The following is a 20520-nucleotide window of genomic DNA, read 5'->3' as shown; positions in this document are numbered from 1 at the left end:
CCCAGAAAGGCGCGTGAATCGATGACGACGACGGAGTCCCCCACCGGCGATGTCGACCGGGCCGCGGATGACGCGCGCTCGCGCGGCCTGGAGGTCGAGTTCCGTGACAACGCCGGCGCGGCCTCGCTCCCCGAGGCCGCGGCGGCGATCGGCCTGAGCGCGTCGTCGCTGGTGAAGTCGCTGCTCCTGCGGACGGGGCCGGACGACTACCTGCTCGCGCTCGTGCCCGGCGACCGAAGCCTGGACTGGCCGAAGGTGCGCCGGGCTCTCGGGGTGAATCGGGTCACACTGCCCGACGCGGAGGAGGCGTTCCGGGCCACCGGCTACCGCCGCGGCACGATCACGCCCCTCGGCTGCTCCCCCACCCGCCGTGTGCTGCTGGACGCCTCCGTCGTCGGACGACGCATTGGACTCGGCTCCGGCGTCGCGGGGCGCAGCGCTCTCGTCTACGCCGACGCCCTCGTACGGGCCTACGACGCCGTCGTGGCCGACATCTCCGCGTCGCCCTGATCCGCCGTTGTCGCGGCCGGCGGCACCGAGCACACGCCCCCGCTGCAGACGGCCGCGTCCCCGCCGAGCATCGTCAGCCCGGCCGTCGGCGCCAGCGCTGCGCGTGCGTCGCGCTCACTCATCGTCGGCCTCCGAACCGTCCGCTCGCGCGGCGAGGACCTGACGGATGACCTGTTCGAAGACCGTGGTCTCCTGAGCCCCGGACACGGCGTAGCGGCCGTCGAAGACGAAGAACGGGACGCCGGGAACGCCGATGGTCTGCGCCTGAGCGATGTCCGCGCTGACCGCGTCGGCGAACCGGCCGTCGTCGAGCGCCGCACGGGCGGCGTCCGCGTCCAGACCGGCCTCCACGGCCAGGACGACGAGGTCGTCGACTGTGCGGATCGAGCGCCCCTCGGTGAAGTAGGCGCGGAACAGCACGTCCAGCGTCTCGCGCTCTCGCCCGGCCTCCGCGGCGATGTGCAGCAGTTCGTGGGCCCGCCGCGTGTTGGCGTGCTGGAGGCGGTCGAAGTCGTAGTCGAGGCCCGTCTCCGCGGCGACGCGGGTCACCTGCTCGAGCATCTGCGCCACCTGGTCCGCCGGTACGCCCTTGTGCTCGACGAGGAAGTCCGTCTCGCTGCCGTGGAACCGCTCGGGGGTGTCGGGGGCGAGCTCGTACGAGTGCATCCGCGTCTCGATGCGCACGGTCCCGTCCGCGCTGACCGCGGAGACGGCGCGCTCGAAACGCGTCTTGCCGATGTAGCACCAGGGGCAGGCGATGTCCGACCAGATGTCGACGGTGAGGGTGTCAGTCACACCAGCGCCAACCGCCGCCGAGCGGACGCTATTCCCCCGCAGCCCCGGCCGGTGTCCCGGCGTCCGGCTCCGGCGTGTCGATCGCGCCGCCGAAACGGCGGTCCCGGGAGACGTACTCCCCGATCGCCCCCCAGAGGTGGGAACGACGGAAGTCCGGCCAGAGCGTGTCGAGGAACACCAGCTCGGCGTACGCGCTCTGCCAGAGCAGGAAGTTGCTCGTGCGCTGCTCGCCGCTGGAGCGGACGAACAGGTCCACCGGGCGCATCGACGGCTGGTAGAGGTGCGCCGCGATCGTCTTCTCGGAGATGGAGCGCACGGAGTGCCGCCCCGCCGCGACCTCGGCGGCGATCTGCCTGACCGCGTCGACGATCTCGTTCCGGCCGCCGTAGTTGACGCACATGTTGAGCACCATGCCGGTGTTGTCCCTGGTCAGCTTCTCGGCGTAGCGCAGCTCCGAGAGCACGGAGCGCCACAGCCGCGGCTCGCGGCCCGTCCAGCGGACCCGCACATTCCAGGCGTTGAGCTGGTCGCGGCGACGGTGCAGGACGTCACGGTTGAAGCCCATCAGGAAGCGAACCTCGTCGGCGGAACGCGCCCAGTTCTCGGTCGAGAACGCGTACAGGCTCAGCTCCTTCACCCCGGCCTGGACGGCGCCGGCGACGACGTCGAGCATCGTCTCCTCCCCCGCTCTGTGCCCCTCGACGCGGGGAAGCCCCTGCCGGTTCGCCCAGCGGCCGTTGCCGTCCATGACGATGGCGACGTGCTCGGGGACGGAGCCGGAGGGGAAGGCGGGAGGCCGCTCGCCCGTCCAGTCGAGGGGGCGGATCGGCGCGGCGTCCTTGTGGGTGAGACGGAACGGTTTCACGGGGTGGTGCGCTCGCTTTCGACGTGCGACATCGACCGCAGGCCGCGGTCCAGATGCCAGTTGGTGTATGCGGAGACGATACCGCCGGCGCGTGAGCGCACCCTGTCGTCGCTCGCCTCGGCGCGATCCCAGTCGCCGCGGAGCAGCGCCACCAGGAGCTCCCTCGTCCCGGCATCAAGCACGGGGCTGCCGGGAGGGGCGCAGTCGGGGCAGACCGCGCCGCCCAGCTGCACGACGACGTGATCGTGGGGGCCGGGCGCCCCGCAGCGGGCACAGTCGTCGAAGCTCGGGGCCCAGCCGGCGAGGGACAGCGCACGCAGCAGGTACGAGTCCCTCGCCAGGTCCGAGGGGTGCTCGGCTCTGGCGAGCGAGCGCAGCGCGCCGACGAGCAGAAGGTACTGCTGCACGCTCGACTCCGCCTCGCTCAGCCGGTCGGCGGTCTCGACCATGACGCTGGCCGCCGTGTAGGCGGAGTAGTCGGCGACGATCGCCGCACCGTACCCGGCGAGGGACTCCGCCTGCGTGATCGTGTCGAGCGAGCGCCCCTCGTACAGCTGGACGTCCACGACCATGAACGGCTCCAGCCGGGACCCGAAACGGCTGCTCGTGCGCCTGACCCCCTTCGCGACCGCCCTGATCTTGCCGTGGCGGCGGGAGAGCATCGTGATGATGCGGTCGGCCTCGCCCAGCTTGTGGGTACGCAGCACGACGGCCTCATCTCGGTACAACGGCATACCCCGATTATCCCCCGTCCGTTGGCGCGCAGCCGCCCCGACAGGATTGAATGATCCGGTGACCTCCTTCGTGATCCCGATGTGGCTCGACCTGCTCGCGGTCGGCATCGGCGCCGTCCAGGGCGCGATGTTCGCCGGACGGCTCGTCGAGCGGGGGCTCGACCTGCTCGGGATCGTGATCATCGGCATCGCCGTCGGCCTCGGCGGCGGCTTCGCCCGCGACATCCTCATCGGCGTGCCGCCGGCGACCATGCAGGACAACGGGTACATCCTCGTCGCCGCGGGCAGCGCGCTGCTGGGGATGCTGTTGCTGCGGGTGTTCAGTCGCGTGGAGTGGCTCATCATCGGGCTTGATGCTCTCGCGATGGGCCTGTTCTGCGCGATCGGGGCGTCGAAGGCGATCGCGGCGGGGCTGCCGGAGGCGCCCGCGGTGTTCATCGGGATCGTCGCGGCCGCCGGCGGGGGTGCGATCAGGGACGTCATGCTGGACCTGCCCGTCGCGATCATGCACGTGGGGTCGCTCGTCGGCGTCTCCTCCGGCGTGGGGGCTCTCGTGCTCGTCGGCCTCAACGCCGTGGGGGCCGACATCGCCGTCGCCGGGCTCGCCTGCGTCGTCCTCGTCGCGCTCACCCGCCTCCTCTCGGTCAGGTACGGCTGGAGCCTGCCCCGGCAGCGGGCGATCGCCGGATGGGGAAGCTGGCGTCGCCGCAGGGACAGCCGGCAGCGGTGGCGGCTGCGGCGTCCCGGCGTCCGGACGCGGGGCGAGGGGGACGGCGGCACAAGCGGCACGGACGGCACGAGCGGCACGGACGGCAGCTGACCAACGACGCAGCGGCGCCGGAACGCACCGGCAGGGCGGCCGCCCGCACCTCGCCGCGCACGCCGGTGCCGGGGAGCCGGCCGCTCAGTCGGCGACGGGCGCGAACAGCTCGGGGTCGGCGATCAGGGCGGCCTCGAGGAGCCGTTCGAGGTCCGTGTCGTCGAGCGGATAGCGCCCGTTGACCCGTTCCTCCGCCTCCTCCCACACAGCCTGGGATTCGTCGTCCTCGTCCTCGTCGTCGTGCTCCTCGCGCAACTCCTCGATCTCCCGCTCGGCCGCCTCGACGACCCCGACGACGTTCTCCGCCCCGAGGAGACCGAAAGCCTCGGTCACGGCCTCGAGCGGGTACTCCTCGTCGTGCGCGTAGGATCGAACCGCCTCGAAGAGGCCGCCGTTCATCACCGAGCCGTGGAAGACCAGGACGCGGTGCAGCGCGGCGTCGCCCCGGAACTCCGCCTCGTCGGGCGAGGAGAAGTCGGCCGCTCGGTTCCAGATACGCTCGCTGGTGTCAACGCTCATGTTCCCAGCCTAACCGGGACCGGGCCCCCGGCCGGGCGTCGGCACGGGCACGGGGCCGCCCACGATCGCCCGGCGGGGTCGTCCGGTCGGTCGGCTCAGACGGTGACGCTCAGCTCGTCCACGGTCGACCGCGTACGGACCCAGCGGTTCACCGAGGAGATGATCGCCTTCAGCGCCGCACGCCCCGTGTCGCCGTCGATGCCGACGCCCCAGAGCCGCTGCCCGTCGAGCTGCAGCTCGACGTAGGACGCCGCCTGCGCGTCACCGCCCGCGCTGAGCGCGTGCTCCACGTAGTCGAACAGCGTCGCCTCGACGCCGTGGGCGTTGAGGATCTGCAGGAACGCGTCGATCGGGCCCGTGCCGCTGGCCTCCGCTTCGACCGTCTCGTCCCCGTCGCGCAGCTGGGCCGTGAGGTGCACGGTTCCGTCGTTGTCGCTGCGGGTCTGGGTGCCGGCGAGCTCGAACCGCCCCCACCGTGTCGTGTCATCGCCGCTCGGCAGGTACTCGTCCGTGAACGCCGACCAGATGGCCTCGCTCGAGAACTCGCCCCCGGCCGTGTCGGTCAGCGACTGGACGACACCGGAGAACTCGATCTGCAGACGGCGCGGCAGGTCGATGGCGTGGTCGGCCTTGAGCAGGTAGGCGACGCCGCCCTTGCCCGACTGCGAGTTCACCCTGATGACCGCCTCGTAGCTGCGGCCGAGGTCCTTCGGGTCGACCGGCAGGTACGGCACCGCCCACACCTGCTCGTCGACGGCGACGCCCTCGGCATCAGCCCTGGCCTGCATCGCCTCGAAGCCCTTCTTGATGGCGTCCTGGTGCGAGCCGCTGAACGCCGTGAACACGAGGTCGCCCGCCCAGGGGCTCCGCTCCGGCACGGCCAGCTGCGTGCAGTACTCGGCGGTCCGCTTGACCTCGTCGATATCGGAGAAGTCGATCTGCGGGTCGATGCCCTGCGTGAACAGGTTGATGCCGAGGGCGACGAGGTCGACGTTGCCGGTGCGCTCCCCGTTGCCGAACAGGCACCCCTCGATGCGGTCGGCTCCAGCCAGGTAGCCGAGCTCCGCGGCGGCGACCGCCGTGCCGCGGTCGTTGTGCGGGTGCAGCGAGAGGACGATGCTCTCGCGGTTGTCCAGGTTGCGGCTCATCCACTCGATGGAGTCGGCGTAGACGTTCGGCGTCGCCATCTCGACGGTGGCCGGCAGGTTCACGATCACCGGACGCTCGGGCGTGGCACCGAGCTCGGCGACGACGGCGTTGCAGATGTCCCTGGCCACCTCCAGCTCGGTCCCGGTGTAGCTCTCGGGCGAGTACTCGTAGAGCACCTCGGTCTCGGGGATGCTCGCCTCCGCCGCCCGGCACAGCCTCGCGCCCTCCAGTGCGAGCTCGATCACGCCCGCGACGTCCGTGCGGAACACGACCTCGCGCTGCAGCACGCTCGTGGAGTTGTACAGGTGCACGATCGCGCGCTTCGCCCCGGCGATCGCCTCGTAGGTGCGGGTGATCAGGTGCGCCCTGGCCTGGGTGAGCACCTGGATGGTGACGTCGTCGGGGATCGCCCCGTCCTCGATCAGGCTGCGGACGAAGTCGAAGTCGGTCTGGCTGGCACTCGGGAAGCCGACCTCGATCTCCTTGTAGCCCATGCGCACGAGCAGCTCGAACATGGTGCGCTTCTTCTCCGGGCTCATCGGCTCGATGAGCGCCTGGTTGCCGTCGCGCAGGTCGACGGCGCACCAGCGCGGTGCCTGCGTGATCCGTCGGTCGGGCCAGCTCCGGTCGGGCAGGTCGACGGCGATCTGCTCGTGGAACGGGCGGTACTTGTGGATCGGCATGCCCGATGCGTTCTGGTTGTTCTGCATGATTCCCTCAGCGTAGAAGTGTTCGGCCGACGACGAACTCCGCGACGAGGGAGGCCTGAGAACTAGGACTCGTCGCGGCAGCTAAGGAGGAGGCTGGTCGAGCGGAACGGTGACACGGTGTCAGCGTAGCACCGCTCAGGCGCCGTCCTCACCCCCGGGCGAGAGCAGACCGGTCTCGTAGGCGAACACGACGAGCTGCACGCGGTCCCGCAGCGCCAGCTTCGCGAGGATCCGGGAGATGTGCGTCTTCACCGTCGTCTCGCTCACGTACTCGGTCCTGGCGATCTCCTGGTTGCTCATCCCCTTCGCGGCGAGCTGGAACACGTCGCGCTCGCGCTGCGTGAGCGTCTCGTAGCTGGCGGGAACGCTCCGTTCCGGCTCCGGCGCGGCGAGACCGGCGAAGAGCGCCTGGGTCTGGCCGGGGGCGATGACCGCGCTGCCCGAGTGCGCCGTCCGGATGGCCGCGAGCAGCAGGTCGGGCCGGGTGTCCTTCAGCAGGAACCCGCTCGCCCCCATCCGGAGCGCCTCCGCGGCGTCGGCGTCGAGGTCGAAGGTTGTGAGCACGATGATCCGCGTCGGATGGGCGCCAGAGGCGTCGACGCGCGCGAGGATCTCCTTCGTCGCGGTGATCCCGTCCATCACGGGCATGCGCACGTCCATCAGGATGATGTCGGGCGCGGTCTCGACGACGAGGCGGAGCGCCTCACGCCCGTCCCCCGCCTCACCCACGAACTCCATGTCCGGCTGCGACTGGATGACCATCCGGATGCCCGCACGGAAGAGCGCCTGGTCGTCGACGAGCGCCACGCGGATCGGCGTGCCGGCATCGGTGTTGTCTGTCATTGCGACTGTCCTCTCGGTTCCGGCCGTCCGCCGGAGGGGATGTGGGCCGACACGAGGAAGCGCGTCGGGGAGATCGGGGCGGCGGAGAGCCGGCCGCCGACGATGCTGGCCCTCTCCTTCATACCCGGCAGGCCGTGTCCGCCGCTGGAGACCGGGTCGAACGGGGTGGAACCGGCGTTCTCGACGCGGACGCTGACGCCGTCCGGTTGCCAGTCGAGTCCGAGCAGCACCTCCTGGGCCGTGTCGCCGTGGCGCAGCGCGTTCGTCAACGACTCCTGGAGGATCCGGTAGAGCGCCATCTGATGGGTCATCACCATGTCCGCGGGCGGGGCACCGGTCACGGTCGCGCGGATCCGCAGCCCGGCCGCTCGCATCTGGGCGATGAGCGCGTCGACGTCGCGGGCCCCCGGCTGGGGACGCTCCGCGCTGTCGTGCCTGAGCTCGGCCAGGAGCACGCGCACCTCGCCGAGGGCTCCCCGTGCGGTGTCGGCGATCGTGTCGAGCGTGCTCGCGGCGAGCTCGGGGTCCCGGTGCAGCACGTAGCGGGCCCCGTCCGCCTGGGCGATGACGACCGCGAGGGAGTGCGCGACGACGTCGTGCATGTCACGCGCGATGCGGTTGCGCTCCTCCAGCGCGATGCTCTGCTGCTCGGCGCGTCGCCTGCTCTCCTCCGCCTCGATCCCGGCCCGCCGCTCCCCCGCGGCGATCCGGCTGGAGCGCACCAGCAGCCCGACCAGCCATGCCAGGACGAGGACGAAGGCGATCAGCGCACCGAGGATGAGGGTGAACAGCCAACGACCGGCGACCTCGCGGCCGTCGTTGGAGAAGCCGACGTCGAGGCCGACCAGGCCGACTAGGTAGCCCGCCGCCAGCAGCCCCCCGCCGATCGCGCTGACCAGGCCGAAGGTCCGCACCCGGCGCGTGCCGTACGCCGCGGTCGCGAAGAGCACGCCGAAGATCGCCAGGTTCGACGCCAGCACGGGAAGCCCGGCGAGCAGCTGGACGGCCACCCCCGCCCACGCCGTCACCAGCGCGAGGGACGGCGAGAGGCGGCGCAGCGTCAGCGCGAGCATCATCGCCAGACCGACGACGATCCCCTGCCACCCGCCGAGCACCACATCCAGCAGCGCGCACAGCAGCCAGAAGCCCGCCGCGATGCCGATGTCGGCGAGCAGCTCGCGTCTGGCGATCGAGCGGAAGGAGAACATGCCCGCTCAGAACCCCAGACGGCCGAGCAGCTTGGGGTCCCTCTGCCAGTCCTTGGCGACCTTCACGCGGACAGACAGGAACACCCGCGTGCCCAGCAGCGCCTCGATCTGCACGCGCGCGGCCTTGCCGACGTCGCGGATGCGGCTGCCGCCCTTCCCGATGATGATCGCCTTCTGGCTGTCCCGCTCGACGAAGATGTTGACGTACACGTCGACGATGTCGCTGTCCCCGCGCGGGATGCGGTCCTCGACCGTCACGGCGATCGAGTGGGGCAACTCCTCGTGCACGCCCTCGAGTGCCGCCTCCCTGACGTACTCGGCGATGCGGTCGTCGATGCTCTCGTCGGTGACGGAGTCCTCCGGGTACAGCGGCTCCGACTCCGGCATCAGCGCGACCAGCTCGTCCACGAGCTGCGTGAGCTGGAAGCCGTCGACGGCGGACACCGGGATGATGAGGTCCCACTCGCGCAGCTGCTGCACCTCGACGAGGTGCTCGGCGACGTGCGCCGAGGAGGCGTCGTCGACCTTCGTGATGATCGCGACCTTCTTCGCCCGGGGGTAGTCGTCGAGCTGGGTGTTGATGAACCGGTCGCCCGGGCCGATCTTCTCCGTCGCGGGGACGCAGAAACCGATCACGTCGACGTCGCCGAGCGTGGCCTGGACGAGGTCGTTCAGCCGCTCCCCGAGCAGCGTCCGCGGGCGGTGGATGCCGGGGGTGTCGACGATGATGAGCTGGCCGGAGTCGCGGTGCACGATCCCCCTGATGGCTCGTCTGGTCGTCTGGGGCTTGGCGCTGGTGATGGCGACCTTCTCGCCGACGAGTGCGTTGGTGAGCGTCGACTTGCCGACGTTGGGCCGGCCGACGAAAGAGACGAATCCGGCGCGGAACGGCGTGCTGGTGCTGTCGGGGGTCATGACGTGGGTTCCTCGGTGTTCTCCCCCGCGGGGGGTGTGGGGTCAGCGGCCGCCTCGGCGATCACCGTGACCAGGTTCTTCGATCGGCCCTCGGTCCGTTCGGCGGTCAGGGCGATCCCCGACACGACGACGCGCGAGCCGCGTTCGGGCAAGCGCCCGAGAGTCTTCGCCAGCAGTCCGCCGACGCTGTCCACGTCCTCGTCCTCGATGGACCGGCCGAACAGCTCGCCGAGCTCGTCGACGGCCAGCCGCGCGCTGACGCGCCAGCGGCCGTCGCCGAGGTCGACCGCGTCGCTCTGCTCGCCGTCGTACTCGTCCGAGATCTCGCCGACGAGCTCCTCGATGATGTCCTCGAGGGTGACGAGCCCGGCGATCCCGCCGTACTCGTCGACGACGAGGGCGAGGTGCACGGACTCCTGCTGCATCTGGGCCATCAGGGTGTCGACCTGCTGCGACTCCGGGACGAAGAACGGCTCGCGCAGCAGCGGGACGACACCCTGGTCCTCCGCGCCGTGCTCGCGCTCGAAGATGTGCTTGGCCAGGTCGCGCAGGTAAAGCACGCCGACCACGTCGTCGACGTCCTCGCCGACGACGGGCAGACGGGACACGCCGCTGGAGAGGAACAGCGCCATCGCCGTGCGCACGGTGTCGTCGGACTGGAGCGTGACCATGTCCGTCCGGGGGACCATGACCTCGCGGGCGACCGTCTCGTTGAACTCGAAGATCGAGTGGATCAGCTCGCGGTCGTCCTCCTCGAGCACGGAGAGCTCCGTCGCCTCGTCGACCATGCTCAGCAGCTGCTCCTCGCTCGAGAACGACGCGGAGCGCGGCACCCCCGGGGTCACCCTGTTGCTCGCCGCGACGAGGGCGTTCGCGATCGGGCCGAGCAGCACGCGGACGGCCCTGACCACCGGAGCGGTGACCACGAGCATGACGGTCGCGTTGTTGCGGCCGAAGCCGCGGGGGCTCGCACCGACGAGGACGAAGGACGCCGCGGACATCACCAGCGCGGAGACGACGAGGACGAGCCAGGGCGACTCCCACGCGGCGGCGAAGACGAGCGTGACGAGCACGGCCGCCGTCGTCTCCGAGGCGATCCTGATGAAGTTGATGGCGTTCACGTGCGCAACCGGGTCGGCCGCGATCGCCTTCAGCGCCCCGCCGCCGCGTGAGCGCGAGTCGGCCACCTCGAGGATGCCCGCGCGCGAATACACGCCGATGGCTGCGTCGGCCGCGGCCATCATCGCGGCGAAAGCGATGAGGACGATCGCGAGCACCAGGAACGGCACGACCGGCATCAGCGTCTCCGCTTGCGCTCGTCGAGGTGGAACCCGAGCAGGACCTCGCGCTGCAGTCCGAACATCTCGCGCTCCTCGTCCGGCTCCGCGTGGTCGAAGCCGAGCAGGTGCAGGGTGCCGTGCGCGGCGAGGAGCTCCAGCTCGGCCTGCGTCGAGTGCCCCGCACCGCGGGCCTGCACCTCGGCGACCTGAGGGCAGAGCACGATGTCGCCGAGGATGCCGGCAGGCGTGGGCGAGTCCTCGGTGCCGGGGCGCAGCTCGTCCATGGGGAAGGAGAGCACGTCCGTCGGCCCCGGCTCGTCCATCCACTGCACGTGCAGCTGTTCCATCGCCGCCTCGTCGACGAGGAGGATGTTCAGCTCCGCCTCCGGACTCACCCGCAGGTACGCGAGCGCGAAGTCGCCGAGACGGAGCAGCGCCGCCTCATCGACCTCGACGCCGGACTCGTTGTTGATCTCGATGCTCATGAGCTCGTCCCGCGCTTCCCTCTGCGATCCTGCGGGGCGGCACCGCGCCGCTCCGCCCTGTTGGCGAACTGCCGCGCCTGCTCGCGCTCGTGGCGGGCCGCCTGACTCTGCTCATCCCAGGCGCTGTACGCGTCGATGATGCGGCCGACGAGCGTGTGCCTGACCACGTCCTCACTGCCCAGCCGCGCGAAGTGGATGTCGTCGATGCCGTCGACGACCCGGCTGACGATCCGCAGCCCCGACCCTCCGGCCGGCAGGTCCACCTGGGTGATGTCGCCGGTGACGACCATGCGCGAGCCGAAGCCGAGCCGGGTCAGGAACATCTTCATCTGCTCGGGGCTGGTGTTCTGTGCCTCGTCGAGCACGACGAAGGAGTCGTTCAGCGTGCGGCCGCGCATGTACGCCAGCGGCGCGACCTCGATGGTGCCCGAGTCGAGCAGCTTGGGCACGAGGTCGGGGTCCATCATCTCGTTGAGCGCGTCGTAGAGCGGCCGCAGGTAGGGGTCGATCTTGTCGGTCAGCGTCCCGGGGAGGAAGCCCAGCCGCTCGCCCGCCTCGACCGCGGGACGGGTCAGGATGATACGGCTGACCTCGCGGCGCTGGAGCGCCTGGACGGCCTTCGCCATCGCCAGGTAGGTCTTGCCCGTTCCGGCCGGTCCGATGCCGAACACGATGGTGTTCTCGTCGATCGCGTCGACGTAGCTGCGCTGCCCCGGCGTCTTCGGCTTGATGGTCTTGCCCCTGACCGTGAGGATCGGCTCCCCGATGACGTCGGTGATCGGCTTGCCATCGCCGATGGCCTTCGCCGAGCCGGCGACGTCCTCCGCGCCGAGGCTGCGGCCGCCGCGCACCAGTGCGGTCAGCTCGTCGACGAGGGTCCTCGCCCTGGCAACGGCGGCCCCGGGGCCGGCGAGCGTGATCTCGTTGCCCCTGACCGTGACGCGTACCTCCGGCTGCTCCCGCTCGATGGCGCGAAGCAGCTTGTCCTGCGGGCCGAGCAGCCGGACCATGGCGACGCCGTCGACGGTCAGCCGTTCCCTGCGCTCGCCCTCGGCGAGCACCTCGGCACCGCCGCGCCGCTCGGAGTCCGCGCCGGAGCGCCCGGCATCGTCCGCCGCGTTCGTCTTCCCGCCGTCGTTCCCTCCCTGGCCGGTGTCCGACAGCGGCACGGACGCATCGGTCCCTGTCGTCGCGGCGTCGTCCGCCGCGCGAGGATCACTGTCCGGCAAGCGTGCCCTCCTCGAGTCGGCCGGCGAGCACGTGGGCGTGCACGTGGAACACGGTCTGGCCCGCGTCGGCGCCGGTGTTGAACACCAGCCGGAACGAGTCACCGGCACGGCCGGCGATCTCGCCCGCCAGTGCGACGAGCTCGGCCAGAAGCGCCGGGTCGCCCGCCGCCAGCTCGACGACGTCGCGGTACTGCTGTGTCTTGGGGATCACGAGGACGTGCAGGGGGGCCTGCGGGTTGATGTCCTCGATCGCGATCAGCCGATCCGTCTCCGCGACGATCGTGGCGGGGATCTCGCGGTCGATGATGCGGGTGAACACCGAGGGCTCCGGGGTAGTCATGCCTCCATCCTACGGGCGTCGCGTCGCGCGCGGACCCTCACCACCGGCCCTCGAGCGCGGCGATCGCGGCGAGGGCGGCGGGCCCGGCCGTCGAGGTGCGCAGCACCCCCGTGCCGAGGCTCACCTCGACCGCTCCGGCCGCGGCGAGGAGCTCCCGCTCGTCTGGGGAGATGCCCCCCTCGGGGCCGACGACGAGCGCGAACGGCGCACCGCCCTCCCCCGCCGTCCTGCGGTGGGCCTCGCCGAGGCTCAGCGCGGCACGGGGCTCGAGCACGAGGACGGTCCGCGTCGCGCACAGGGCGGCGAGATCGGCCGTTCCGTGCGGCTCGGCGACCGGGGGCACCCAGGCGCGCAGCGACTGCTTCGTCGCCTCGCGCGCGATCGTCGCCCAGCGCTGACGCCCCTTCTCGATCTTGGGCCCCGACCAGCGCGAGACGCTTCGAGCGGCCTGCCAGGGCACGATGCCGGACACCCCGAGCTCCGTCGCGGCCTGGACGGCGAGCTCATCCCTGTCGCCCTTCGCCAGCGCCTGCACGAGCAGTGGCAGATCCGACGGCTCCGCGCTGCGCTCGACCTCGGTGACGGAGATCGCCACGACGGACGAGGCGACGGAGACGACCTCGCCCGAGGCGATCAGGCCGGAGCCGTTGCCCACCCGGATGGTCTCGCCGACGCGCACCCTCGTCGCGCCCGCCGCATGCCTGGCCTCCGCGCCGGTCAGCTCGACCAGTGCACCCGGCGCGGTGTCGCCGAGCTCGGGGACGAGGAACTGGTGGGCCATCAGCGGTTGGCGAAGCGGTCGCGCATGCGCTGGAACAGTCCCTGCTGGAACCGGGCCAGCTGCGGGCCGGAGCTCGTGTGGCGCGCGCCGAAGCTCTCGATGAGCTCGCGGGCCTTGCCGTCGAGCTTCGCCGGCGTCACGACCTGCACCCCGACCCTGAGGTCGCCGCGCCCCGAGCCGCGCAGGTGGGTGATCCCCCTGTTCTTGATCGTGAGCACCTCGCCGCTCTGGACCCCCGGCCGGATCTCGAGCTCCACCTCACCGTCGAGCGCGGTGATCGTGGTCGAGGTCCCGAGGATCGCATCGACCATCGGCACCTCGAGCGTGCAGAGCAGGTCGTCGTCGTTTCGGCTGAACACCTCGTGCTCGGCCACGCGCATCTCCAGGTACAGGTCGCCGCTCGGGCCGCCGAACGGGCCGACCTCGCCGCTGCCGGGCATCTGCAGGCGCAGGCCCGTCTCGACGCCGGAGGGCACGTCCACGGGGACGGTCCGGGTGGCGCGCACGCGGCCCTGCCCGTTGCAGTGCGCGCACGGGGTGGCGATCACGGTGCCGTAGCCCTGGCACGAGCCGCAGGGGACGGCGGTGACGACGTTGCCGAGCAGCGACCGCACCGTGCGCTGGATCTGCCCGGCGCCGTGGCAGATGTCGCAGGTGACGGGGTGCGTGCCGGGCTGACACGCGCTGCCCTCGCAGACCTCGCAGAGCACAGCCGTGTCGATCTCGAGGTCTCTATGGGTGCCGAAGACGACCTCGTCCAGCGTGACCTGGACCCGGATGAGCGCGTCCTGCCCGCGCTCGGCGCGCGACCGCGGCCCGCGCTGCGAGGCGCCCCCGCCGAAGAAGGTCTCGAAGATGTCGCCGAAGCCGCCGAAGCCCCCACCCATGCCGGCGGACGAGCCGCCGGTGTCGTAGCTCTGCCGCTGCTGCGGGTCGCTGAGCACGTCGTAGGCGTGCGTGACCGCCTTGAAGCGCTCCTCCGCGTCGGCGCTCGGATTCACGTCCGGGTGCAGCTCGCGGGCGAGCTTGCGGTAGGCCTTCTTGATCTGCTCCTGCGAGGCGTCGCGTGCGACACCGAGAACGTCGTAATGGTCAGCCACGAGCGGCGTCAACCTCCAGTGATGTGTGCGGGGATCCCGCGGGTGTTGTCAGCGCTCGGACGGGTCGTCGCCGAACGAGCGGGTCAGGTAGCGGGCCACGGCGCGAACCGCGGCCAGGTTGCTCTGGTAGTCCATTCTGGTCGGGCCGAGCACGCCGACCCGCGCCAGTTCGCCAGAAGAGGAACGATACGCGCCGGCAAGCACGCTCGTCTCGCCGAGGCCGAAGGGGTCGTTCTCCCTGCCGATGCTCACCGACATGCCGAACGGGTCCGCCTGCATCTCGCCGAACAGGCGCAGCAGAACGGCCTGCTGCTCGAGCGCCTCGAGCACGGGGAAGATGCTGCCGCGGAAATCGTCCTCTGTCCTGGCCAGGTTCGCCGAGCCGGCGAGAACGAGGCGATCCTGGCGATAGTGCCCGAGCAGCTCGCCGACCGCGAGGGCGAGCGCCTCCGCGTCGGCCGCATCGTCGGGGGCCGCCTCGCCGCCGAGCCCGTCGAGCAACGGCACGGCGTCGGCCACTCCCACACCGGCCAGCGTGCGGTTGACCAGCGTCTTGAGCCGCTCCAGGCGGTCCGCAGGGAGCGGCCGGCCGCTGTCGATCGTCTGCTGCTGGACACGGCCGTTGTCGGTGATCACGACGACGAGCGCCCGGGTGTCGGTAAGGGAGACCAGCTCGATGTGCCTGAGACGCGCCGAGCTGAAGGTGGGGTACTGCACGAGCGCGACCTGGTTCGTCAGCTGAGCAAGCAGCCGCACGGTCCGGGCGAGCACGTCGTCGAGGTCGACGGCCTCGCCGAGGAACTCCTCGATGGCTCGACGCTGCACCTGGGACATGACGCGACGTTCGGCAAGCTGGTCGACGAAGAGCCGGTAGCCCTTGTCCGTCGGGATTCGGCCGGAGGAGGTGTGCGGGGCGACGATGAGCTCCTCGTCCTCGAGCTGCGCCATGTCGTTGCGGATGGTCGCCGCGGACACCCCGAAGGCGTGCCGTTCGACGATGCGCTTGGAGCCGACCGGCTCCCTGTGCGCGACGAAGTCCTCGACGATGGCCCGCAGGACCTCCATGCCGCGTTCCGATACCACCTGCGCACCTCCGATCCCTGGCACTCGAATCCGTCGAGTGCTAACTTTACCTGGCCGCGCAGCCGTTGTCCCGCGCCCGGCAATCCCCCGACCCGAAGGACCCCATGACCTCCGTCCCGCCGCCCCCGCTCAGCGCCGAGTCCGACCGCCGCTGGGCGATCGCCGCGCACGCCTCCGGCGTCCTCAGCGTGATCGGCCCGCTCGTCGTCTGGCTGCTGCAGCGCGACCGCGGAACCGCGAGCGTCCGCGAGGCGAAGGAGGCGCTGAACGTTCAGCTCACGGTGCTCATCGTGTGCGCCGGTCTGGCCGCCGCCGGGGTGATCCTCGACGTCCTCCTGATCGGCTGGATCGCGCGTTCGCTCATGGGGCTCGTGCAGCTGGCCGGGGTCGTCATCGCGATCGTCGGCGCCGTCACCTGTGCGCGCACGGGCGCCGTCCGCTACCCCTTCGCGCTGCGCCTCATCCGCTAGCACCCCGGCGGGCGCGGCAGATCCGGCCGGGTGCGCCCCGGTCAGTCCTCGAGCAGCCGGTGGACCACGGCGTCCGCGAGCAGTCGACCCCGGCGGGTCAGCACGAGGCGCCGCTCCCTCACGGCGGCACGGGGCTCGACCAGGCCGTCGGCGATCAGACCGGCCACGCTGCGCCGGCCACGCTCGCCGAGGACGGCCAGCGGCAGGCCGTCACTGATCCGGCTCTGCAGCAGCAGGCGTTCGGTCTGCCTCGTCGGCTCGTCGAGGACCTCGCGCGCCTGGGCGGGCGAGACACCGATCGCCAGGCGCTGCGCGTACGCCGCCGGGTGCTTGACGTTCCACCAGCGCACGCCGCCGACGTGGGAGTGCGCGCCGGGACCGAAGCCCCACCAGTCGGCGCCGGACCAGTACGAGAGGTTGTGCCTCGACCTGCTCTCGACCCCGCGCGACCAGTTGCTGATCTCGTACCAGCCGAAGCCAGCGGAGCAGAAGCGCTCGTCGGCGAGCTCGTACATCTCGGCCTGCAGGTCGTCGTCCGGCGCGGAGAGCACGCCGCTGCGGATCTGCCTGGCCAGCTTCGTGCCGTCCTCGACGATCAGCGCGTAGGCGGAGATGTGCTCGGGCCCGAGCGCGATCGCCATGTCCACCGATCGCTCCCACTGCTCCAGGGTCTCCCCCGGCGCGCCGTAGATCAGGTCGACGCTCACGGCGAGCCCCGCCTCTCTCGCCGCGGCGACGACATCGGGCACCTTCGCGGGATCGTGGCTGCGCTCCAGCGTCGCCAGCGTCTCAGGGACGGCCGACTGCACACCGAAGGACACCCGGGTGAAGCCGCCGTCCTTCAGCGCACGCAGGTAGGCGGCGTCGACGGAGTCGGGGTTCGCCTCCGTGGTGATCTCCGCGCCCTCGACGATGCCGAACCGCTCGCGGAGCCTACGGAGCACTCCGACGAGGTCGGCGGCGGGCAGCAGCGTGGGCGTGCCCCCGCCGAAGAACACCGTGCTCAACGGTCGGGGCCCCACGCCGGAGAGGTCGAGCGCCGCGACCGCGAGGTCGATCTCGCGGGCGACCTCCTCGTGGTACTCGGACTGCTTCGCGCCGCGCAGCTCCGTCGCCGTGTACGTGTTGAAGTCGCAGTAGCCGCAGCGCACCCGGCAGAACGGCACGTGGACGTACGCGCCGAACGGGACGCCGGCAGCTGCCTCGGCCGCAGAGGCGGGGAGACGGCCATCGGCCGGGGCGGGATCCCCGACGGGGAGCGGCCCCGCCATCAGGCTCCCGGCGTCGACCAGGCGGGCGACATGGCGCGGAGGTAGGCGGTCGCCAGGCCGGTCAGAGCCCGACGGTGCAGCGCGGGAACCAGACGCGTCGACAGGCCGAGCGGCCGGGAGAACGCGCGGAACACGAACCACACCGAGTCGTCATCGCGGTGCTCGATGACGAAGGACTGCTCACCGGAGAAGGAGGACGACTCCACGCTGCCGAGTGCGAAGCCGGAGCGGTGCGACTCCTCGATGACGAACACCACCCTGAAGCGTCCGGAGATGGCGACGCCGCCGGCGTGTCCGCTGAGGGTGAGGGTGGCCCCCGCGCTGACCTCGGGGACGCCGTCCTCGCCGAAGCGGCGCTCCCCCGTCGAGCGGACCTGCTCGAGCGGGGTCCCGTCGTCGTCGTAGCGGATGCCGATGTAGCTGTCGCCGGCGGGCACGTGCACGTCCGACACGGTCACGCCCGCGTGCCGCTGGGCGATCCAGTTGAACAGCTGGGAGCTCGACGCCCGGAACCGCTCCACTCCCGAGCCGAGACGGATCTGGTCGGCGACGGGCACGAACCCCTCCGGCGGGTACTGCAGCAGGTCTCCCGCCTGGGTCGCCCCGACGGCGGCGTAGTCGACGGGCTGCTGCTCGGGCGTCGCACCGCGCTCGTGGCTCACTTCTTTTCCTTCTTCTCGGTCTCGCCGCTGAGGGCGGCGATGAACGCCTCCTGCGGGACCTCGACGCGCCCGACCATCTTCATGCGCTTCTTGCCCTCCTTCTGCTTCTCCAGCAGTTTGCGCTTGCGGCTGATGTCTCCGCCGTAGCACTTGGCCAGCACGTCCTTCCGGATGGCCCTGATCGACTCGCGCGCGATGATGCGCGATCCGATCGCCGCCTGGATCGGCACCTCGAACTGTTGCCGGGGGATGAGGTTCTTCAGGCGCTCGGTCATCAGCACCCCGTAGGAGTAGGCCTTGTCCCTGTGCACGATCGCGCTGAACGCGTCGACCTGCTCGCCCTGCAACAGGATGTCGACCTTGACCAGATCGGCCTCCTGCTCCCCCATCGGCTCGTAGTCGAGGGAGGCGTAGCCCTGCGTGCGGCTCTTCAGGTGGTCGAAGAAGTCGAACACGATCTCGCCGAGCGGCATCGAGTAGCGCAGCTCGACGCGGTCCTCGCCGAGGTACTCCATCCCCATCAGGTTGCCGCGGCGCGACTGGCACAGCTCCATGACCGTCCCGACGTAGTCCTTGGGCGTGAGGATGCCCACCCGCACGACGGGCTCGCTCACCGCGCGGATCTTGCCGGAGGGGAACTCGCTCGGGTTGGTCACGGTGACGCTGCGCCCGTCGTCGGTGGCGACCTCGTAGGTCACGCTCGGCGCGGTCGCGATGAGGTCGAGGCCGAATTCGCGGGACAGGCGCTCGGTGATGATCTCGAGGTGGAGCAGGCCGAGGAAGCCGCAGCGGAAGCCGAAGCCGAGCGCCACGGAGGTCTCCGGCTCGTAGTTCAGCGCGGCGTCCGAGAGCTTCAGCTTGTCGAGCGCCTCACGCAGGATCGGGTAGTCGCTGCCGTCGATCGGGTACAGCCCGGAGAACACCATCGGCTTCGGATCGGTGTAGCCGGGCAGCGGCTCGGTCGCCGCCTGCCGGTGCGTCGTGACCGTGTCGCCCACCTTCGACAACCGGACGTCCTTGACGCCGGTGATCAGGTAGCCGACCTCACCGACCGCGAGGCCCTTCGACGGCTTCGGCTCCGGCGAGCTCACGCCGATCTCGAGCAGCTCGTGGGTGCTCCCGGTCGACATCATCTGGATGCGTTCCCTGGGGTTCAGCTTCCCGTCGACCATGCGGACGTAGGTGACGACGCCGCGATAGCTGTCGTACACGGAGTCGAAGATCATGGCCCTGGCCGGTGCGTCCGCCCGGCCGACGGGCGCGGGCACCCGGCCGACGACGCGGTCGAGAAGCTCCTCGACCCCGACGCCGGTCTTCCCCGACACCTTGAGCACGTCGTCGGGGGAACCACCGATCAGATCGGCAAGCTCACGCGCGTACTTGTCCGGGTCGGCCGCCGGGAGGTCGATCTTGTTGAGAACGGGAATGATCTCGAGGTCGTTCTCCATCGCCAGGTAGAGGTTCGCCAGCGTCTGCGCCTCGATGCCTTGCGCAGCGTCGACGAGCAGGATCGCGCCCTCACACGCGGCGAGCGAGCGCGAGACCTCGTAGCTGAAGTCGACGTGCCCCGGGGTGTCGATCATGTTCAGCGCGTAGCCCGTTCCGTCGACCTCCCACGGCATCCGCACGGCCTGGGACTTGATGGTGATGCCGCGCTCCCGCTCGATGTCCATGCGGTCGAGGTATTGGGCACGCATGTCCCTGTCGCTGACGACGCCCGTGATCTGGAGCATGCGGTCCGCGAGCGTCGACTTGCCGTGGTCGATGTGGGCGATGATGCAGAAGTTACGGATCTGCGCCGGATCGGTGGCGGCGGGCTGTAGCGCCTGGGTAGCTCGTGGGCTCACGCGGTCCTCGGGTCGTCGGGATGGGCGGTCGATGATGCAGTCCATCCTCTCATGCCGTGCCCCGACGGCTGAGCGGGCACCGGCGCCGGGGGCTCGGGCCGCCCGCCCCGCCGCGGACCACCGAGTGGGCGGATCACGGACGACAGCGGAGGTGGAAGGACGCGCGACGGGACCGGCCACGGAGCGAGGGACGGGGGACTGACCGCGCGGCGGAGAACGGCGCCGGCGCGTGCCAGAGGACGTCGACGCCCCGACAATCCGTCACCGTGTCGCGATTGTCTCGTCGGCGGCAGTCCTGGTAGTGTGATTTCTTGGCTTGCGTGCGGGTCACCCCACACGAACTCGCCGGGCCGGTGCCCCTCTACCACCGGACGGCACTCCATCACTCATCCAAGGGAAGCAAGTACACGTGGCAAACATCAAGTCGCAGATCAAGCGCATCGGCACCAACCGCAAGGCCACCGAGCGCAACAAGGCCGTGAAGAGCGAGCTGCGGACCGTCGTCCGTCAGGCCCGTGCGGCCATCGCCTCCGGTGACAAGGCCGAGGCGGCCGCCAAGCTGCAGCACGCGTCGAAGAAGCTCGACAAGGCCGTCAGCAAGGGCGTCATCCACCAGAACCAGGCCGCCAACCGCAAGTCGGCGCTGGCCAAGAAGGTCGCTTCGCTCTGATCCGACCCGCGTCGGCGCGTGACGCCCGCCCGGACGACATCGATTCGGGCATCCGACACCGGAATGCGTGCCTGAACCGTTGACCTCAGCGGGACGCCGCGCACAGCAGACGGGAACGGGCTCCACCCTCGGGTGGGGCCCGTTCGTCGTTCGCCCGAACGCCCGCGCTTGTCGCCGTCCGGGGCGGGGCGGGGCTGAGCCCACCCGATCGGCTCACCGCCCCGGGCGCTCCCC

General features: G+C 70.9%; 22 protein-coding genes. 4 read left to right on the top strand and 18 right to left on the bottom strand.

Annotation, left to right across the window (positions count from 1 at the left end; genetic code table 11):
• Positions 1-21: 21 nt before the first annotated feature.
• Complete coding sequence (locus FM119_RS11275; RefSeq protein WP_087138193.1) at positions 22-510, top strand: aminoacyl-tRNA deacylase; 489 nt, start codon at positions 22-24, stop codon at positions 508-510.
• A 114-nt stretch (positions 511-624) separates the two neighbouring features.
• Here FM119_RS11275 and FM119_RS11270 read toward each other — a convergent pair whose 3' ends face one another.
• The 3 genes from FM119_RS11270 to recO are packed head-to-tail and all read right to left on the bottom strand — an operon-like array spanning position 625 to position 2904.
• Complete coding sequence (locus tag FM119_RS11270) at positions 625-1305, bottom strand: DsbA family oxidoreductase (protein WP_087138190.1); 681 nt, start codon at positions 1303-1305, stop codon at positions 625-627.
• A 28-nt stretch (positions 1306-1333) separates the two neighbouring features.
• Positions 1334-2170: an isoprenyl transferase gene (locus FM119_RS11265; protein WP_087138188.1), complete on the bottom strand. Its 837-nt coding sequence runs from the start codon at positions 2168-2170 to the stop codon at positions 1334-1336.
• On the bottom strand, positions 2167-2904 hold the full coding sequence (gene recO / locus FM119_RS11260; protein ID WP_087138186.1) for a DNA repair protein RecO: 738 nt from the start codon (positions 2902-2904) through the stop codon (positions 2167-2169). The genes FM119_RS11265 and recO overlap by 4 nt, the downstream gene beginning before the upstream one ends.
• A gap of 58 nt (positions 2905-2962) precedes the next feature.
• Between recO and FM119_RS11255 the strand changes: the two genes are divergently transcribed.
• Positions 2963-3724, top strand: a complete 762-nt coding sequence (locus FM119_RS11255; protein ID WP_245827456.1) for a trimeric intracellular cation channel family protein — start codon at positions 2963-2965, stop codon at positions 3722-3724.
• Between the two features lie 84 nt (positions 3725-3808).
• Here the strand turns inward: FM119_RS11255 and FM119_RS11250 are convergent, their stop codons facing one another.
• The 12 genes from FM119_RS11250 to hrcA all read right to left on the bottom strand — a co-directional run bounded on the left by FM119_RS11250 (position 3809) and on the right by hrcA (position 15366).
• Entirely contained in the window at positions 3809-4243 is a 435-nt protein-coding gene (locus FM119_RS11250) for a DMP19 family protein (protein ID WP_087138184.1), read from the bottom strand.
• Between the two features lie 95 nt (positions 4244-4338).
• A complete protein-coding gene (gene leuA / locus FM119_RS11245) occupies positions 4339-6102 on the bottom strand; it encodes a 2-isopropylmalate synthase (RefSeq protein ID WP_087138182.1) in 1764 nt (587 codons plus the stop codon).
• Positions 6103-6237: 135 nt separating this feature from the next.
• Positions 6238-6945 carry a response regulator gene (locus FM119_RS11240; protein WP_087138180.1) on the bottom strand — a complete coding sequence of 236 codons (708 nt, stop codon included), beginning with the start codon at positions 6943-6945 and terminating at the stop codon, positions 6238-6240.
• The gene (locus FM119_RS11235; protein ID WP_087138178.1) at positions 6942-8153 is read right to left on the bottom strand and encodes a histidine kinase; all 1212 of its coding nucleotides are present in this window, start codon (positions 8151-8153) and stop codon (positions 6942-6944) included. Before FM119_RS11235 ends, FM119_RS11240 begins: the two co-directional genes overlap by 4 nt.
• A 6-nt stretch (positions 8154-8159) precedes the next feature.
• Positions 8160-9068: a GTPase Era gene (gene era / locus FM119_RS11230; protein ID WP_087138176.1), complete on the bottom strand. Its 909-nt coding sequence runs from the start codon at positions 9066-9068 to the stop codon at positions 8160-8162.
• On the bottom strand, positions 9065-10366 hold the full coding sequence (locus FM119_RS11225) for a hemolysin family protein (RefSeq protein WP_087138174.1): 1302 nt from the start codon (positions 10364-10366) through the stop codon (positions 9065-9067). The genes era and FM119_RS11225 overlap by 4 nt, the downstream gene beginning before the upstream one ends.
• Positions 10366-10833: an rRNA maturation RNase YbeY gene (ybeY, locus tag FM119_RS11220; RefSeq protein WP_087138172.1), complete on the bottom strand. Its 468-nt coding sequence runs from the start codon at positions 10831-10833 to the stop codon at positions 10366-10368. Before ybeY ends, FM119_RS11225 begins: the two co-directional genes overlap by 1 nt.
• The gene (locus tag FM119_RS11215) at positions 10830-11843 is read right to left on the bottom strand and encodes a PhoH family protein (RefSeq protein ID WP_087138234.1); all 1014 of its coding nucleotides are present in this window, start codon (positions 11841-11843) and stop codon (positions 10830-10832) included. Before FM119_RS11215 ends, ybeY begins: the two co-directional genes overlap by 4 nt.
• A gap of 205 nt (positions 11844-12048) precedes the next feature.
• Positions 12049-12402: an HIT domain-containing protein gene (locus FM119_RS11210; protein WP_087138170.1), complete on the bottom strand. Its 354-nt coding sequence runs from the start codon at positions 12400-12402 to the stop codon at positions 12049-12051.
• 37 nt (positions 12403-12439) lie between these two features.
• Positions 12440-13183 carry a 16S rRNA (uracil(1498)-N(3))-methyltransferase gene (locus FM119_RS11205; protein WP_087138168.1) on the bottom strand — a complete coding sequence of 248 codons (744 nt, stop codon included), beginning with the start codon at positions 13181-13183 and terminating at the stop codon, positions 12440-12442.
• Positions 13183-14283: a molecular chaperone DnaJ gene (gene dnaJ / locus FM119_RS11200; RefSeq protein ID WP_087138166.1), complete on the bottom strand. Its 1101-nt coding sequence runs from the start codon at positions 14281-14283 to the stop codon at positions 13183-13185. Before dnaJ ends, FM119_RS11205 begins: the two co-directional genes overlap by 1 nt.
• A 48-nt stretch (positions 14284-14331) precedes the next feature.
• On the bottom strand, positions 14332-15366 hold the full coding sequence (hrcA, locus tag FM119_RS11195; RefSeq protein WP_087138164.1) for a heat-inducible transcriptional repressor HrcA: 1035 nt from the start codon (positions 15364-15366) through the stop codon (positions 14332-14334).
• 104 nt (positions 15367-15470) lie between these two features.
• On the opposite strand from hrcA, the gene FM119_RS11190 reads away from it, so the two are divergent.
• Positions 15471-15836, top strand: coding sequence for a DUF4870 domain-containing protein (locus FM119_RS11190; protein WP_087138162.1), 366 nt, complete (start codon positions 15471-15473; stop codon positions 15834-15836).
• Positions 15837-15877: 41 nt separating this feature from the next.
• On the opposite strand, the gene hemW is transcribed toward FM119_RS11190, so the two are convergent.
• From hemW to lepA, 3 genes are read right to left on the bottom strand one after another with little or no spacing between them, the layout of a single operon-like run.
• Entirely contained in the window at positions 15878-17107 is a 1230-nt protein-coding gene (hemW, locus tag FM119_RS11185) for a radical SAM family heme chaperone HemW (protein WP_087138160.1), read from the bottom strand.
• A complete protein-coding gene (locus FM119_RS11180; protein ID WP_087138158.1) occupies positions 17107-17769 on the bottom strand; it encodes a DUF1990 family protein in 663 nt (220 codons plus the stop codon). Before FM119_RS11180 ends, hemW begins: the two co-directional genes overlap by 1 nt.
• Positions 17766-19616 carry a translation elongation factor 4 gene (gene lepA, locus FM119_RS11175; protein ID WP_087138232.1) on the bottom strand — a complete coding sequence of 617 codons (1851 nt, stop codon included), beginning with the start codon at positions 19614-19616 and terminating at the stop codon, positions 17766-17768. The genes FM119_RS11180 and lepA overlap by 4 nt, the downstream gene beginning before the upstream one ends.
• Positions 19617-20025: 409 nt before the next feature.
• On the opposite strand from lepA, the gene rpsT reads away from it, so the two are divergent.
• Positions 20026-20286 carry a 30S ribosomal protein S20 gene (gene rpsT, locus FM119_RS11170; protein ID WP_087138156.1) on the top strand — a complete coding sequence of 87 codons (261 nt, stop codon included), beginning with the start codon at positions 20026-20028 and terminating at the stop codon, positions 20284-20286.
• The last annotated feature ends 234 nt before the right edge of the window (positions 20287-20520 follow it).

It is taken from the genome of Mycetocola reblochoni REB411, assembly GCF_900163835.1.
Taxonomy (GTDB): domain Bacteria; phylum Actinomycetota; class Actinomycetes; order Actinomycetales; family Microbacteriaceae; genus Mycetocola_B; species Mycetocola_B reblochoni.
The sequence above is the reverse complement of the archived record's forward strand: the minus strand, read 5'-3'. Positions and strand labels throughout refer to the sequence as shown.

What these genes read in the sequence shown, in the direction of transcription:
- FM119_RS11190 (WP_087138162.1), top strand. Translation starts at nt 15,471, where the DNA reads ATGACCTCCGTCCCGCCGCCCCCGCTCAGCGCCGAGTCCGACCGCCGC.
- era (WP_087138176.1), bottom strand. Translation starts at nt 9,068, where the DNA reads ATGACCCCCGACAGCACCAGCACGCCGTTCCGCGCCGGATTCGTCTCT.
- FM119_RS11235 (WP_087138178.1), bottom strand. Translation starts at nt 8,153, where the DNA reads ATGTTCTCCTTCCGCTCGATCGCCAGACGCGAGCTGCTCGCCGACATC.
- FM119_RS11205 (WP_087138168.1), bottom strand. Translation starts at nt 13,183, where the DNA reads ATGGCCCACCAGTTCCTCGTCCCCGAGCTCGGCGACACCGCGCCGGGT.
- FM119_RS11210 (WP_087138170.1), bottom strand. Translation starts at nt 12,402, where the DNA reads ATGACTACCCCGGAGCCCTCGGTGTTCACCCGCATCATCGACCGCGAG.
- ybeY (WP_087138172.1), bottom strand. Translation starts at nt 10,833, where the DNA reads ATGAGCATCGAGATCAACAACGAGTCCGGCGTCGAGGTCGATGAGGCG.
- FM119_RS11225 (WP_087138174.1), bottom strand. Translation starts at nt 10,366, where the DNA reads ATGCCGGTCGTGCCGTTCCTGGTGCTCGCGATCGTCCTCATCGCTTTC.
- FM119_RS11250 (WP_087138184.1), bottom strand. Translation starts at nt 4,243, where the DNA reads ATGAGCGTTGACACCAGCGAGCGTATCTGGAACCGAGCGGCCGACTTC.
- FM119_RS11240 (WP_087138180.1), bottom strand. Translation starts at nt 6,945, where the DNA reads ATGACAGACAACACCGATGCCGGCACGCCGATCCGCGTGGCGCTCGTC.
- leuA (WP_087138182.1), bottom strand. Translation starts at nt 6,102, where the DNA reads ATGCAGAACAACCAGAACGCATCGGGCATGCCGATCCACAAGTACCGC.
- FM119_RS11275 (WP_087138193.1), top strand. Translation starts at nt 22, where the DNA reads ATGACGACGACGGAGTCCCCCACCGGCGATGTCGACCGGGCCGCGGAT.
- FM119_RS11215 (WP_087138234.1), bottom strand. Translation starts at nt 11,843, where the DNA reads ATGGTCCGGCTGCTCGGCCCGCAGGACAAGCTGCTTCGCGCCATCGAG.
- recO (WP_087138186.1), bottom strand. Translation starts at nt 2,904, where the DNA reads ATGCCGTTGTACCGAGATGAGGCCGTCGTGCTGCGTACCCACAAGCTG.
- hemW (WP_087138160.1), bottom strand. Translation starts at nt 17,107, where the DNA reads ATGGCGGGGCCGCTCCCCGTCGGGGATCCCGCCCCGGCCGATGGCCGT.